Source organism: Amycolatopsis kentuckyensis (assembly GCF_041679295.1).
GTDB classification, from domain to species: Bacteria; Actinomycetota; Actinomycetes; order Mycobacteriales; family Pseudonocardiaceae; genus Amycolatopsis; species Amycolatopsis kentuckyensis_A.
Map to the genome: position 1 here is coordinate 611,464 of NZ_JBGDMD010000006.1, position 13,946 is coordinate 625,409.

Sequence of the window (13,946 nt, forward strand, 5' to 3'; positions counted from 1 at the left end):
GTCGAACAGCAGCCACAGCGCGAGCAGGTAGAGCAGGTTGTTCAGCGGGTCGACCAGGTACGGGTTGCTGAACGCGTACGGCGCGTACCAGAATGTGCAGGCCAGCGCGACCGCGGCGAGCGCCGAGGTGTAGAGCCGCAGGTCCAGGCGGACCCAGAGGAACTCGAAGAAGACGATCGCCGCGGCCAGGACCAGCGCGAACGTGAACGCCAGCCACACCGAGTCGAGCGAGACACCGGTGAACCGGTTGACGGTGTGGACGAGCCATGGGCTGAGCATCCGCAGCGCGAACGGGTTGTCGACCTGGGCGCCGGTCTGCACCGACATCGCGTAGTACTCGGCGGCGTCGCCCCACGCCTTCTCGTGCGCGTTCGGTTGCACGGGGGCGTAGGAGATGAGGTTGAGCAGTGTGACCGTGGCCAGACCCAGGTACACCGCGACTCGGTGGCCGGCTCGTCTGACGCGCGATTCAGTCACTGTCCCCACGCGAAAAGCCTAGTGGTCGTTCGTTCGGCGTGAGCTTCGCCCGGTTTGTGGCCTTCACCGCTTGAACGGCCGCCAAGAACCTACGGTCCCGTAACCTGGCGCGATGGCCGACTTCGTGTACCCGCCCGTGATCGCCGCGGCCCGGACGATGTTCCGCGTGCTCGACAACCGCATCACGATCGACGGCGCGGAGCACATCCCGCGCTCCGGCGGCGCGGTCATCGCGTGCAACCACGTGAGCTACCTGGACTTCATCTTCTGCGGCCTCGGCGCGCGCCCGGCCAAGCGGCTGACGCGGTTCATGGCGAAGAAGGAGATCTTCGACAACAAGATCGCCGGGCCGCTGATGCGCGGGATGCACCACATCTCCGTCGACCGGTCCGCCGGGCTCGCTTCCTACCGCGAGGCGCTCGGGAAGCTGCAGGCCGGCGAGGTCGTCGGCGTCTTCCCGGAGGCGACGATCAGCCGGTCGTTCACCGTCAAGGAGATCAAGTCGGGCGCGGTCCGGATGGCCGCGGCGGCGAATGTCCCGGTCGTGCCGATGGCCCTGTGGGGCACCCAGCGGCTCTGGACCAAGGGCCGGCCGAAGGACCTGACCCGCCGGCACGTGCCGGTCTCGATCCTCATCGGCGAGCCGATGCACCCGGCCAAGGGGGACGACTGGGATGTCGTCACGAAGGAGCTGCGCACCCGGATGAGCGCGCTGCTCGACCGGGCCCAGGCCCAGTACCCGGACCAGCCCGCCTCCGCCGAGGAACGCTGGTGGCTGCCCGCCCACCTGGGCGGCACCGCACCGACCCCGGCCGAGGCGGCCGAGCTCGACCGCCGCTAGAACCAGCGCTCCAGTACCTGCGAGACGCCGTCTTCGCCGGCCGGGCCGGTGATCTCGTCGGCCACGTCCTGGACCTTCGGGTGCCCGTTCTCCATCGCGACGCCGTGGCCGGCCCAGCGGAGCATCTCGACGTCGTTGGGCATGTCGCCGAAGGCGATCACCCGCTCCTGCTCGACGCCCAGCCGCTCGGCGACGTCGGCCAGGCCGGTCGCCTTCGTGATGCCGTGCGCGGACAGCTCCACCAGCCCGCCCGACGACGAGTAGGTGACGTCGACCTCGCGGTCGAACAGCGCGTTGACGGCGTCCGCCATCTCCTCCGACGACATCCCGACGTGGCTGACCAGCAGCTTGATCGCTGGGTGCCCGAGCACCTCGGCGCGCGGCGCGGTGCGGCCTTCGCCGTCGCCCCACGGGTTGTGGTACTTCGGCTCGATCACGAAGCTGCGCATCTCGTGGTCGGCGTCGGTGCTGACGCGCTCGGCGGCCAGCCGGCAGCCGGGGACGGCCTTGTCGAGCGCGTGCCCGATGTCGTGGAGGAGCTCGGGCTGGAGCAGGCCGTGCACCGCCACGACCTCCTCGCGGCCGCAGTCGTACAGGACGGCGCCGTTCGCGCAAACCGCGTACCCGGTCAGCTCGAGGGGCTTGGCCACCGGCGCGATCCACCGCGGCGGGCGGCCGCTGGCCAGCACGAACGGGACGCCCGCCTCGATCGCCCGGCGGACGGTCGCGATGGTGCGGGCGCTGAGCGATTCGGAGGGGCCGAGCAGGGTGCCGTCGACGTCGGACGCGATCAACTGGGGTCTCTCCACCCCGCCATTGTCCCTGACACGTTCGGGGGAGGGCTTGCCCATCCGTGCGACTGTCGGTGGTTGCCGATACCGTCCGTCATTGTGCGAGTAGGCATCGTCATTCTCCCTGAAGATCGTTGGTGGGCCGCCGAGCCGAAGTGGCGGGCCGCCGAGGAATACGGCTTCGACCACGCGTGGACGTACGACCATCTGGGCTGGCGCAACCTGGTCGACGGCCCGTGGTTCTCCGCCGTCCCGACCCTGACCGCCGCGGCGATGGTGACGTCCCGGATCCGGCTGGGCACGTTCGTGGCGTCCCCGGTCGCGCGGCACCCGGTGCCGTTCATGCGCGAGCTGACCACCCTGGACGACATCTCCGACGGCCGGTTCGTCCTGGGCGTCGGCGCGGGCGTCGACCACCAGCACTACGACGGCGCGGTGCTCGGCGCCCCCGAGCTGACGGCCAAGCAGCGCGCGGACCGGTTCACCGAGTTCGTCGAGGCGCTCGACGGCCTGCTGATGACCGACAAGTTCGACTTCGACGGCGAGTACTACCGCGCCCGCGAGGCCCGCAACCTGCCGGGCACGGTCCAGCGTCCGCGGCTGCCGTTCGTGGTCGCGGCGAACGGCCCCCGCACGATGACGCTGGCCGCGCGCTTCGGCGCGGGCTGGGTCACCACCGGCCGGGGCGGCCAGACCGAGGACGAGTGGTGGGCCGGCATCAAGCAGCTCACGGACGTCTTCGACGAGCGCCTCGACGCGGCCGGTCGCGAGCGGGCGAGCATCCAGCGGCACCTGAGCCTGGACGCGTCCCCGGTGTTCTCGCTGAGCAGCGTGGAGGCGTTCCGCGACGCGGCAGGCCGCGCGGGCGAACTGGGCTTCACCGACGTCATCGCGCACTGGCCGCGGTCTTCGTCGCCGTACGAAGGCCGCGAAGCGGTGCTGGAGCAGGTGGCGAGCGACGTCCTGCCGGAACTGCACGCTGGTCCGAACGGGTGACATTCAGCTAGCCGGGAAACCGATTGCCGTCCCCCAGGCGTCCATCACTTCAGACGTCAGAGATCACCCCGGGGGTGGTTGGGGGACGGAGGGCCCTCGTGGCCGCGGCACGGGGCGCCGCGGCCACGAGGGCTTCGCTATTTCACGCTCTGTCTATTTCACGATCTGGTAGATCACCGCGCCGGGGTTCCGGTAGATCTCCTTGACGAAGTCGTGCCCGTCGAGGTGCCGCAGGCCGGGCGCGATCGGGGTGTCCCGGCGGATCGTGCCGCTGCCGACCAGCACGTAGTGGATGTTCAGCCGCCGCGTGGCCGCGCGGACCTCCGGGTCGCTGTCGTAGTCGCCGAAGTGCATCGCCAGGTAGAGCGCGTCCGGAGGAGCGACGCCCGCGTCGTAGTGGCCGGCCACCGGGTGCACGCCGGTGAGCGCGTACATCCAGGCCGTGCCGTCCATGCGGTCGTTGAGCACCTTCTCCTCGGCCGGGATGCCCAGCGTGCCGAGGTGCTCCATCGCGTCGATCTCGTCCTGGCTGACCGGCGGGACGGTCTCGCCGGGCAGGCCGTTGTAGTACAGCAGCGACACCGTCTTGGCGTTGGCCGCGCGGTAGAACCCGCCGGTCAGCACCCCCATCGCGACGACCAGCAGCACCGCGGTCGCCAGCCCGACCCGGCCGGTCAGCCACGGCCGCGCGCGCACCCAGGCGCGTCCGCTCGCCAGCTTCGCCACCCAGCGCTGGGCCTCGCTCATGCCGTGCGCGGCGAGCAGGCACATCGGGATCGCGGCCAGCGCCATCAGCCGGAACCGGTCGTTCCACCAGGGCCGCGACAGCGTGATCACCCAGTCTTCGCCGCCGAAGCACGCGACGACCACGAACAGCGCGGACAGCCCGAGCGCCGAGAGCACCACCCAGCGCATCCGCCGCAGCGCCAGCAGCGTCAGCACGCCGATCGCGAGGAACACCGTCAGCCAGATCTGCGGGACCGGCAGCACCTGCTTGAACGTCGCCAGCATGGCGAGGGCCTTCCACACCGGCATGTGCGAGCCCCAGGCGTGGTACGGGTACGACCCGGACGTGAAGGTGATCGCGCCGAGGATCATCGGCGCGGCCAGCACGCCGGCCGCCACCATCACCGGCAGCATCCGCAGGACGTCGCCGCCGACGACCCGCCAGGCGGCCTTCTCTGGCGCCACGCCATCGAGGCGCTTGCCTCGCAGCGCCCGGTACCAGCGCTGCACGACCAGCGGGAACGCGAACAGCAGCGCCCCGAACAGCGCGCTCGAGTGCGCGGCGAGCAGGCCGGTCGCGCTCAGCGCCAGCACCGCGCCGGTGTCGACACCCGGCCGCACGACGAACCGCTGCAGGGCGACGACCGCCAGCGGCGTCAGCACGATCCCGAGCGCGAAGGGCAGCAGCCCGCTCGACACCGACTCGTACGCCCCGGTCGTCGCGCCGCCCGCGACCAGCGCCGCGCTGCCGGCGAACACCGCGCGGCCGCCGAGCTGGCGCACCAGCGCGACCATGGCCACCGCGAACAGCCCGGCGATCGGCATCGTGACAGCGTTGAGCGTGACCGGGACCGACGTGCCCGACAGCTGGTAGACCAGCGCGCCGACCAGGTGGTAGGCGTTCGGGTAGAAGGAGCCGTCCGGGTACCAGTTGATGGTGCCCATGCCGGTCAGCGAGCCGTCGCCGGTCTCGGCGATGTAGCGGATGCCGTTCGCGTGGAAGACGGTGTCCCAGCGCTGGAACACCGCGGTCGTCCCGCCGCGGCCGGTGATCACGACGGCGATCGACACGGCCGTGGCGACCGCCACGCAGGCACCCACGGCCAGGTGCGCGCGACGCGTCCACGGCGTCGGCGGCTCCTCGGCGCCCGGCGTCATCCAGCCGCGGGCGATCGCCGGCCGGCGCAGGCCGTGGAGGACGCCGGCGAGCAGCAGGGTGCACGCGGCGACGCTCAGCGGGCCGTACGGCACGTGCGCGATCGCCAGCCACGGGCCGGCCAAGCCGGTGATGGCGTAGCTGAGCAGCGGCGCGAGCCCGGCCAGCGCCCAGCCGCGGACCCCGGCGGCCCATCCGACGACGCCGCCGGGCACCGCCAGCACGGCCAGATAGGTGGCCACGGCGGTGAAGTAGCTCCAGAAGTCCTCGGGTGCAGGCACTGCTTTCCAGGTGTGTCGTAGGCCGAAATGTGATAGTCGGGTGCGAGCCGGGTCAGCGACCCCCGTACCCTCGACGCCCGTGAGCGCGCACACGAACCCCGCACAGATTACTGAAGACGATTTCGCAGGTTACGACCTCGTCGTCGTCGGGTCCGGTTTCTTCGGTCTGACCGTCGCCGAACGGGCCGCGGCCGAGCTGGGCAAGAAGGTCCTCGTCCTCGAGCGGCGCAGCCACCTCGGCGGCAACGCGTACTCGGAGCCGGACCCGGAGACCGGGATCGAGGTGCACAAGTACGGCGCGCACCTGTTCCACACCTCGAACAAGCGCGTCTGGGAGTACGTGAACCGGTTCACCGAGTTCACGAACTACCAGCACCGCGTCTTCGCGCGGGTGAAGGACCAGGTCTACTCGTTCCCGATGAACCTGGGCCTGATCAACCAGTTCTTCGGCAAGTCGCACACCCCGGACGAGGCCCGCGAGCTGATCGCGAAGCAGGCGTCGGAGTTCGAGACGTCCGCCGCGCAGAACCTCGAGGAGAAGGCGATCTCGCTGGTCGGCCGTCCCCTGTACGAGGCGTTCATCCGCGGTTACACCGCGAAGCAGTGGGAGAACGACCCCAAGAACCTGGGCGAGAACATCATCACGCGCCTGCCGGTCCGCTACAACTTCGACAACCGGTACTTCAACGACACCTACGAGGGCCTGCCCGTCAACGGGTACACCGCGTGGCTCGAGAAGATGGCCGAGCACGAGAACATCGAGATCCGGCTGAACGTCGACTACTTCGACGTGCGTGAGCACATCCCGGCGGGCACCCCGACCGTCTACACCGGGCCGCTGGACCGCTATTTCGGCTACTCGGCGGGCAAGTTCACCTGGCGCACCGTCGACTTCGAGTCCGAGGTCGCCGAGACCGGTGACTTCCAGGGCACCTCGGTCGTCAACTACAACGACCAGGAAGTCCCCTACACCCGGATCATCGAGTTCCGGCACTTCCACCCGGAGCGGGACTACCCCAAGGACAAGACGGTCATCTTCCGCGAGTACTCGCGCTTCGCGGGCGAGGACGACGAGCCGTACTACCCGATCAACACCCCGGACAACCGCGAGAAGCTCGAGGCCTACCGGGAGCTGGCCAAGACCGAGGCGCGCGAGAAGAACGTGCTGTTCGGCGGCCGGCTGGGCACGTACAAGTACCTCGACATGCACATGGCCATCGGCTCGGCGCTGTCGGCGTTCGACAACAAGATCGCCCCGCACCTGACCGACGGCGCGCCGCTCGACGGGTCCCTCGATGCTTGAGAAGGGGCAGCCCACCGGAGAGGTGGCAGTCCTGGCGAAGGCGCAGGGCTTTCTGAAGAGTGAAGCTTCGGTGAAGGCCGCGCGCGGCATGTCGCACTTCGGCGAGCACGCGCTCGGCTGGTTCGGCCTGGGCCTTCTCGGCGCGGTGGTCGACAAGAAGCGGCGCAAGGACTGGCTGGTCGCGTCGGCCGGCGTGGTCGGCGCGCACGCCGCGTCGATCGCGGTGAAACGCGTGGTCAGGCGGCCCCGACCGGACCACCCCAGCGTGGAGGTCTTGGTCGGCACGCCGAGCAAGCTGAGCTTCCCGTCGTCGCACGCGACGTCCACGACGGCGGCGGCGGTGCTCTACTCCGGATTGACCGGGCGTAACCTGGTGCCCGCCCTGGTACCGCCGATGCTGGCCTCGAGGCTCGTGCTCGGCGTTCACTATCCGACAGACGTTCTGGCCGGTGCAGCTCTCGGGGGGCTCGTCGGTGGTCTGATACGACGGAAGCTGAAGAAGAACCCATGAGCGAAACGACCGAGCAGCGCAACAGCGACGAAGCGGCCGTGACTCCTGAGGCACCGGAGACACCGGTGACCGAGGCGTCTTCGGAGACGGTTTCATCCGGCCCCTTCGGCCTGGTCGGCGGCGTCATCAAGACGGCGCGGCCCCGGCAGTGGGTGAAGAACGTCCTGGTCTTCGCGGCCCCGTTCTTCGCGTTCTCGAAGTCGACCGACCGCACGGGCCTGCTGCTCGACGCGATCGTCGCCTTCGTGGCCTTTTCGCTGGTGGCGAGCTCGGTCTACCTCATCAACGACGCCATCGACGTCGAGGCCGACCGGGCCCACCCGACCAAGCGCAACCGGCCGATCGCGGCCGGCATCGTGCCGGTGCCCGTCGCGTACGGGGCCGCGGTCGTGTTCTTCCTGGCCGGCCTCGGCGTGTCGTTCTTCGCGAGCTGGCAGCTCGCGATCGTGCTGGCGGTGTACGAGGCCGTCCAGCTCGGCTACTGCTTCGGCCTGAAGCACCAGCCGGTGGTCGACCTGGCCATCGTCGGCTCCGGCTTCCTGATGCGCTCGATCGCCGGCGGTGTCGCGGGCGGGATCGCGCTTTCGCAGTGGTTCCTGCTGGTCACGGCGTTCGGTTCGCTGTTCATGGTCGCCGGCAAGCGCTACGCGGAGATCATGCTCTTCGAGCGCACCGGCGCGAAGATCCGCTCGTCGCTGAAGAAGTACTCGGCCAGCTACCTGCGGTTCGTCTGGGCGACGTCAGCGGCCATCCTGATCATGTCGTACTGCCTGTGGGCGTTCGAGATCCGCCAGACCGAGCACAACTCGGTGTGGGCGCTCATCTCGATGGTCCCGTTCGTGGTGGCGGTGCTGCGGTACGCGGTCGACGTCGACGGCGGCATCGCGGGCGAGCCCGAGGAGATCGCGCTCAAGGACCGCATCCTGCAGGTGCTGGGCGCGACCTGGGTGGTCACGCTGTTCCTGTCGTTCTACCTGTGACTTCTCATGGCGGATCGACAGGTTCGTTTCAGGTGACGCACAGCTGACCGGCGCACCCTGAGGTGGTGGGGGCGGGCACTGCGCCCGTCCCCGTGACCACAGGAGCGACGATGAACGACCAGCCGCGCGAAGTCCCGGAGGGGACCGAAGACCCGACCGTCGAGCAGCCAACGGCGAAGTCCGCGGCCGACCAGCCGACGACCCAGCAGCCGGCGACACCCGCCGCGCAGGGTGAGACCACCGCGCTGCCGAACGCCGCGCAGGGGCAGGAGGCCGCGACTCCGGCCGGCACCACCGCCCCGCCGAACGCGGCGCAGGGCGAGACCACCGCGCTGCCGAACGCCGCGCAAGGCGACCAGACTGCCGCCCACGGCCAGCAGCCGCCGCCCACTCCTCAGCTGTCCCAACCCGGCCCCGGCCAGGCCTACGGCGCCTGGGGCCCACCGCAAGCCGCGCCGCGGCAACCCGGGGGCTTCCGGCGGTTCGTCGGGCACCGCGCCACCCAGCTCGTCGGCGTGGGTGTCCTTGGCCTGCTGATCGGCGGGGGCATCGTCGGCGGGATCGCCGCCGCCACCCACCACGGCGGTGGCCCCCGCGACGGCCGCCCCGGGATCCACCGGCAGTACGACGGCCCCAACCAGGGCCCCGACGGCCGGGGCTTCCCCGGCCGCGGCGGCGGCAACTCCGGCAACTCGGGCAATTCCGGCGACGGCAACGGCATCTGACCCCTGTGGGCTGAGCCACCCGTACCCCGCTCAGATCACAGAAGCATCACGGGCGAGGTACGGTGTTCCGGATGCGAAGCGCCTCCGCAGAACTCCCCAAGGTCGCCACCGCGCTGTCGGCGGCCGTCCCCCTGCCCCGCGCGTGGGCCCTCCCCGCCGGCGCCGCCGCGGCCTCCGCGCTGATGTTCGCCCTGGTCAGCAGTCATCTCATCGATGACACCTACATCACGCTGTCCTACGCGAAGAACCTCGCCTTCCACGCCCACTGGGGCCTGATCGAGCAGGGGACGGCGAACACCGCGACGTCCCCGCTGAACGTCCTGGCGCTGGCCGCGGTCACGTTCGTCGTCCGCGACGCCGTGCTGGCCGCCGGGATCGTGTTCGTCGCCGCCCAGGTGCTGCTCGTCCTCGGCCTGCGCCGGCTCGGCGAGCGCACCGGGCTGCCCGCGGCCTTCGCGCCCGTGACGTTCGCGGTGCTGCTGCTCAACCCGCTGCTGCTGTCGTCGGTCGGCCTGGAGGTCGCGCTCGGCGCCACCGGCGTCGTCTGGACGCTGGTCTACGCGGGCGAGCGCAAGGCGGGCCGCCTCGGCGTCGTGATCGGGCTGCTCGCGCTCGTCCGGATCGACCTGCTGCTGATCGCGGCGGTGCTGTTCGCGGCCCGCCGCGAGTTCTGGACGGGCATCTGGCGGACGGTGTTCGCCACGCTCGCCGTGACGCTGCCGTGGTTCGCGTTCAGCTGGGTCGTGCTCGGCTCGGCCGTGCCGGACACGCTGGTCATCAAGATCAGCCAGCAGTCGTGGGGCCCGTTCAGCTTCACCAACGGCCCGCTCCTGTACTGGCGCAACTTCCCGGCCGAGGCGGCGCTGTCGTTTCTGCCGCTGCCGCTCGCGGGCCTGGTCGGCCTGGTCTGGATCGTCCAGTACCGCCGCGGCTCCGAAGCGGCCCGCCGCCTGACGCCGTTCGCGGCGCTGGCCGTCGCGGGCGCCCTGCACTACCTGGCCTACAGCCGCCTCGGCGTCCCGCCGTACCACTGGTACTACGCGCCGAGCATCATCGGCGCGACGATCTTCCTGGTCGCCTGCGCGAGCGCGGTCCCCGAGCGCGTCCGGCGCGGAACGTGGACGGCGGCGGGCGTGGTCCTCGTGGCGAGTGTCGCGGCGTACGCGCTGCCGGGCCTGCCCCGCCAGTTCGCGCCGATCACGAGCAACCACGCGTCGACGACGGAGTACCGCGAGATCGGGCAGCAGCTGGCCGCGATCGCCCACGGCCGCAAGGTGGAGACGGCGGGCGAGGTCGGCGCGCTGGCGTACGCGTGCGACTGCGAGCTGGTGGACGAGTTCTCCGACCGCGGCGCGGTCGACCCGGCGATCAACGAGACGAAGCGCCGCAGCGGCGACCTCGGCCGCGCGCTGCTGGAGGCCAACTTCCACAACTTCGACCACAGCGTCGCCCCGATCAGCCCGGACCTGGTCCTGGCGACGACCCGGCGCACCCCGCCGCCGACGGCGCTGGCGACCTGGCGGATCGACTCCCCGTGGATGGGCACGCAGAACCTGTACCTGGTGCCGGCTCACGCCGCGGGCAGCTGATCCCGTCCGCGGACCACGCGGTTCAGCGTGCCCTCCCGGGCCAGCAGCACCTGCGTGATCACCTGGAGCACGACGAAGCTGCCGATCGACAGTGCCGAGTCGAGGCCCGGCACGACGTCCACCGGCAGCGTGTACGCCATGACGATGCTGCCCGCGCTGTGCAGCAGCCCGCCGACGCCCCACACCACCGCCAGCACCCGCCAGACCCGCCGGAACGACGGCGTGTCCGCCCAGCGCGCCTCCAGCGTCGGCGCCCGCCCGGGCAGCAGGGCCAGCGTCGCCTGGTACGTCGTGGGACGGCGGCCGATCCGGAGGCTCGCCAGCATCCAGACGCCGATCAGCACGCTGAACCACGCGCTGCGGACCAGCTGCAGCCGCGCGTCCCCGGTCAGCAGCGTCGTCGCCAGGCCCACCGCGACGATCAGCAGCACGAACACGCCCATGCCGTCGACCCGGCGGTGCCGCACCGCCAGGTAGAGCACCCGCAGCGCCGGCGGGAGGCCGCTGAGCGTCAGCGCCCAGACGGGTGCGACGTCGAACGCGCGCAGCAGGTAGTAGCCGCCGACCGGGGCGGCGAGGTCGCAGAGCAGCGTGCCGAGCATGTCCCCGAGCATCGGGGACGGAGGCGGCGGGCGGCATCGTCGAGCCGGCTCGTCACGCATCCACCGTCCGGTTGATGCCCAGCCGCTGACGCGTCAGCTTCACGCCGAGGAGCACGCAGCCCACGGTCAGCACGGTGTCGAGGACCGGCACGACGTCCACCGGCAGCGTGAACGCCAGCACGACGACGGCGCAGCCCAGGAAGAGGCAGCCGACGCCCCACCAGAGTGTGGCCGCGCGCCAGCGCTCGCGGAACGGCCGGGACAGGCCCCACAGCCGGTCGAGGTGCTCGGCGCGGGCGGGCTGGAGGGTGCACGCCGCCCGGAACAGCAGGGGCCGCCGCCCGGCGACCAGGCTGGCCAGCATGACCGCGCCGAGCGGCAGCGTGAGCCAGGCGCTGCGGACGAGCAGCAGCCGGGCGTCGCCGGAGAACACCGCCACCGTGGCGTTGACCAGTAGCACGGCCAGCACGAACGCGCTGATCGGGTCGATCCGCCGGTGCCGCGCCAGGACGTACCCGGTCCGCAGCACCGGCGGGACGGCACTGATCAGCAGCGCCCACAGCGGGGCGACCTCGAAGGAGCGCAGGACGTAGTACAGGGCCATCGGGAGGGCGACGTCGCGGAGCAGCAACGTCAGCCCACCGCGGTCGCTCGTCGTGTTCACCATGGTGACAGCCTGTTTCGACCGGCTGGTGCGCACATCGGCGTACGGGCCTGGCCCGGATGGATCTCCGGGTCAACCCGCGGGTGGATGCCTCAGATGGGGAGCTTGCGGAAGATCGGCCGCGGGATGTGCCGCAGCGCCGACATCACCAGCCGGAACTGCGCCGGCGCCCACACCAGGTCCTTGCCCGCGCGCGCGGCCGTCACGGCGGTCTCGGCGACCTGCTCGGCCGTCTGCGCCAGGGGAGCGTCCTTCAGGCCCTCGGTCATCTTCGTCTTGACGTGGCCCGGGCGGACGACCGTCACCTGCACGCCGTGCGGGGCGAGCGCCTCGCCGAGGCCCAGGTAGAAGCCGTCGAAACCGGCCTTCGTCGAGCCGTAGACGAAGTTCGACCGGCGGACGCGCTCGCCGGCCACCGACGACAGCGCGATCACCGTGCCGTGGCCCTGGGCCTTGAGCTTCTCCGACAGCGCGACGCCGACCGACACCGCGGCGGTGTAGTTCACCGTGGCGAGCTCGACGGCCTTCGCGTGGTCCTGCCAGACCTCTTCGGGGTCGCCGAGCAGGCCGAACGCGACGACCGCCACGTCGATGTCGCCGCCCTCGAACGCCTTGGCCAGCACCGCCGGGTGCGACGCCGTGTCCTTGGCATCGAAGTCCACAGTGGACACTTCGGCGCCGCGGTCCTTCAGGCGCTGGGCGGCCGCGTCGAGCCGGGGCGACGGCCGGGCCGCGAGCACGACCCGCAGCGGCTTCTCGGCCAGGTACTTCTCGGCGATCGCCAGCGCGATGTCGGACGTGCCGCCGAGCAGGAGCAGGGACTGGGGGTTGCCCACCGCGTCGATCACAGTTCGAGCCTCCGGCTCATGTCAGAGGCGAAAACGCCTTCGGGGTCAACGGAAGCGCGGATCTTGCGCCACTCTTCGAGCCGCGGGTACATCTTCGCGAACGTCTCCGCGGAGGTCCGGGAGTCCTTCGCCGTGTACAGCCGGCCACCCGCTTCGAGCACGGCGTCGTCCAGCTCCAGGCAGAACCGGCTCAAGCCGTTCTTGATCGGGAAGTCGACGCTGAGCATCCAGCCCGGCGACGGCCACGACATGGGCGCCGGGTTGGCGTCGCCCATGCGCTTGAACACGTTGAGGAACGAGTAGTGGCCCGAGGTCGCGATCCGCCGGCAGATGGCCTTGAGCTGGTCCTCCGCGCCGAACGGCACCGAGAACTGGTACTGCAGGAAGCCCTTGGAGCCGTAGGCGCGGTTCCACTCGCTCAGCATGTCCAGCGGGTGGTAGAACTGCGTCAGGTTCTGGATCTTGCCGCGCGCGCCCTTCTTGGGCACGGTCTTCTGCCACAGCTCGTTGATCAGCCCGAAGGTGAGCTTGTTGCCCAGGCCGTTCGGGAAGACGTCCGGCAGGGTCGCCAGCTGCGGCGCGTCGAACTTCAGCGGCTCGGACCGCAGCTTCGGCGGCAGCTCGTCCAGCTTCGCGAGCGAGCCGCGCGAGAACGTCGCCCGGCCGAGGCGGTGGTCCGACGAGATCAGGTCCGGCACCGACATCGAGTAGTCGTAGGTCAGGTCGGAGCCGTCGGTGAACAGGCCGAGCGTCTCGTCCAGGCTCGCCGTGCGGTCGGCGTCGACGATGAAGTACGCGGTCTCGGTCTTCTTCATCCGGACGGTGGCCCGGACGATGATCCCGGTCAGCCCGATGCCCGCGACGGTCGCCCAGAACAGCTCCGACTCGGAGCCCTCCGGCGTGAGCGTGCGCACCTGGCCGTCCGCGGTCAGCAGGTCCATCGACACGACGTGGTTGCCGAAGCTGCCCGCGCTGTGGTGGTTCTTGCCGTGGATGTCGTTGGCGATCGCGCCGCCGATCGTCACCTGGCGGGTGCCCGGCAGCACCGGGACCCACAGGCCGTACGGCAGCGCCTCGCGCATCAGCTTGTCGAGGCTGACGCCGGCGTCGAGGTCCACGAGACCCGAGTCCGGGTCGATCGAGTGGATCCGGTCGAGCGCGGTCATGTCGATGACGAGGCCGCCCGCGTTCTGCGCCGGGTCGCCGTAGGACCGGCCGAGGCCACGCGCGATGACGCCGCGCTCGCCGGCCTGGCGCACGGCCCGGGCGATGGTCTCGACGTCCGGCGTGGTCAGGACGTCGGCGACGGTCGGCGCGGTGCGTCCCCAGCCGGAAAGCGTGCGACGCTGTGTCTCGGGGGATTGGGTCACCCGACCAGGGTAGCCACGCCGAACGACGCCCGGAACGTGACCCTGAAGTGCCCGCTTCTACACTTTGCGCATCAAGGCACAAGCGC

The 13,946-nt window shown here is 70.9% G+C and carries 13 protein-coding genes; 7 read left to right on the forward strand and 6 right to left on the reverse strand.

Features of this window, described 5'->3' with window-relative positions; genetic code table 11:
* Positions 1 to 589: 589 nt before the first annotated feature.
* Positions 590 to 1,318 carry a lysophospholipid acyltransferase family protein gene (locus ACERZO_RS28085; protein WP_372667752.1) on the forward strand — a complete coding sequence of 243 codons (729 nt, stop codon included), beginning with the start codon at positions 590 to 592 and terminating at the stop codon, positions 1,316 to 1,318.
* On the opposite strand, the gene ACERZO_RS28090 is transcribed toward ACERZO_RS28085, so the two are convergent.
* Positions 1,315 to 2,112 carry an HAD family hydrolase gene (locus ACERZO_RS28090; RefSeq protein WP_372667905.1) on the reverse strand — a complete coding sequence of 266 codons (798 nt, stop codon included), beginning with the start codon at positions 2,110 to 2,112 and terminating at the stop codon, positions 1,315 to 1,317. The two genes, ACERZO_RS28085 and ACERZO_RS28090, sit on opposite strands and share 4 nt — an antisense overlap.
* Before the next feature lie 96 nt (positions 2,113 to 2,208).
* Here ACERZO_RS28090 and ACERZO_RS28095 point away from each other — a divergent pair, with 96 nt between their 5' ends.
* Positions 2,209 to 3,105: an LLM class flavin-dependent oxidoreductase gene (locus tag ACERZO_RS28095; protein ID WP_372667753.1), complete on the forward strand. Its 897-nt coding sequence runs from the start codon at positions 2,209 to 2,211 to the stop codon at positions 3,103 to 3,105.
* A gap of 153 nt (positions 3,106 to 3,258) precedes the next feature.
* On the opposite strand, the gene ACERZO_RS28100 is transcribed toward ACERZO_RS28095, so the two are convergent.
* On the reverse strand, positions 3,259 to 5,268 hold the full coding sequence (locus ACERZO_RS28100; RefSeq protein ID WP_372667754.1) for a DUF6541 family protein: 2,010 nt from the start codon (positions 5,266 to 5,268) through the stop codon (positions 3,259 to 3,261).
* Positions 5,269 to 5,347: 79 nt separating this feature from the next.
* Between ACERZO_RS28100 and glf the strand changes: the two genes are divergently transcribed.
* The 5 genes from glf to ACERZO_RS28125 all read left to right on the forward strand — a co-directional run bounded on the left by glf (position 5,348) and on the right by ACERZO_RS28125 (position 10,376).
* On the forward strand, positions 5,348 to 6,571 hold the full coding sequence (gene glf, locus ACERZO_RS28105) for a UDP-galactopyranose mutase (protein WP_372667755.1): 1,224 nt from the start codon (positions 5,348 to 5,350) through the stop codon (positions 6,569 to 6,571).
* Positions 6,564 to 7,082 (forward strand): phosphatase PAP2 family protein, encoded by a 519-nt coding sequence (locus ACERZO_RS28110; RefSeq protein WP_086677332.1) that lies wholly within the window; start codon positions 6,564 to 6,566, stop codon positions 7,080 to 7,082. Before glf ends, ACERZO_RS28110 begins: the two co-directional genes overlap by 8 nt.
* Positions 7,079 to 8,062, forward strand: coding sequence for a decaprenyl-phosphate phosphoribosyltransferase (locus ACERZO_RS28115; protein WP_372667756.1), 984 nt, complete (start codon positions 7,079 to 7,081; stop codon positions 8,060 to 8,062). The genes ACERZO_RS28110 and ACERZO_RS28115 overlap by 4 nt, the downstream gene beginning before the upstream one ends.
* Positions 8,063 to 8,172: 110 nt before the next feature.
* Positions 8,173 to 8,787, forward strand: coding sequence for a hypothetical protein (locus ACERZO_RS28120; RefSeq protein ID WP_372667757.1), 615 nt, complete (start codon positions 8,173 to 8,175; stop codon positions 8,785 to 8,787).
* A 71-nt stretch (positions 8,788 to 8,858) separates the two neighbouring features.
* Positions 8,859 to 10,376, forward strand: a complete 1,518-nt coding sequence (locus tag ACERZO_RS28125; protein ID WP_372667758.1) for a hypothetical protein — start codon at positions 8,859 to 8,861, stop codon at positions 10,374 to 10,376.
* Here the strand turns inward: ACERZO_RS28125 and ACERZO_RS28130 are convergent.
* The 4 genes from ACERZO_RS28130 to ACERZO_RS28145 all read right to left on the reverse strand — a co-directional run bounded on the left by ACERZO_RS28130 (position 10,358) and on the right by ACERZO_RS28145 (position 13,860).
* A complete protein-coding gene (locus ACERZO_RS28130) occupies positions 10,358 to 10,978 on the reverse strand; it encodes a VC0807 family protein (RefSeq protein WP_372667759.1) in 621 nt (206 codons plus the stop codon). The genes ACERZO_RS28125 and ACERZO_RS28130 overlap by 19 nt on opposite strands.
* A gap of 52 nt (positions 10,979 to 11,030) precedes the next feature.
* Positions 11,031 to 11,645, reverse strand: a complete 615-nt coding sequence (locus ACERZO_RS28135) for a VC0807 family protein (protein WP_372667760.1) — start codon at positions 11,643 to 11,645, stop codon at positions 11,031 to 11,033.
* Positions 11,646 to 11,734: 89 nt separating this feature from the next.
* The gene (locus ACERZO_RS28140; protein WP_372667761.1) at positions 11,735 to 12,490 is read right to left on the reverse strand and encodes a decaprenylphospho-beta-D-erythro-pentofuranosid-2-ulose 2-reductase; all 756 of its coding nucleotides are present in this window, start codon (positions 12,488 to 12,490) and stop codon (positions 11,735 to 11,737) included.
* Positions 12,487 to 13,860 (reverse strand): FAD-binding oxidoreductase, encoded by a 1,374-nt coding sequence (locus ACERZO_RS28145; RefSeq protein WP_372667762.1) that lies wholly within the window; start codon positions 13,858 to 13,860, stop codon positions 12,487 to 12,489. Before ACERZO_RS28145 ends, ACERZO_RS28140 begins: the two co-directional genes overlap by 4 nt.
* Between the last annotated feature and the right edge of the window lie 86 nt (positions 13,861 to 13,946).

What these genes read in the sequence shown, in the direction of transcription:
- ACERZO_RS28120 (WP_372667757.1), top strand. Translation starts at nt 8,173, where the DNA reads ATGAACGACCAGCCGCGCGAAGTCCCGGAGGGGACCGAAGACCCGACC.
- ACERZO_RS28135 (WP_372667760.1), bottom strand. Translation starts at nt 11,645, where the DNA reads ATGGTGAACACGACGAGCGACCGCGGTGGGCTGACGTTGCTGCTCCGC.
- ACERZO_RS28115 (WP_372667756.1), top strand. Translation starts at nt 7,079, where the DNA reads ATGAGCGAAACGACCGAGCAGCGCAACAGCGACGAAGCGGCCGTGACT.
- ACERZO_RS28085 (WP_372667752.1), top strand. Translation starts at nt 590, where the DNA reads ATGGCCGACTTCGTGTACCCGCCCGTGATCGCCGCGGCCCGGACGATG.
- ACERZO_RS28130 (WP_372667759.1), bottom strand. Translation starts at nt 10,978, where the DNA reads ATGCTCGGCACGCTGCTCTGCGACCTCGCCGCCCCGGTCGGCGGCTAC.
- ACERZO_RS28110 (WP_086677332.1), top strand. Translation starts at nt 6,564, where the DNA reads ATGCTTGAGAAGGGGCAGCCCACCGGAGAGGTGGCAGTCCTGGCGAAG.
- ACERZO_RS28125 (WP_372667758.1), top strand. Translation starts at nt 8,859, where the DNA reads ATGCGAAGCGCCTCCGCAGAACTCCCCAAGGTCGCCACCGCGCTGTCG.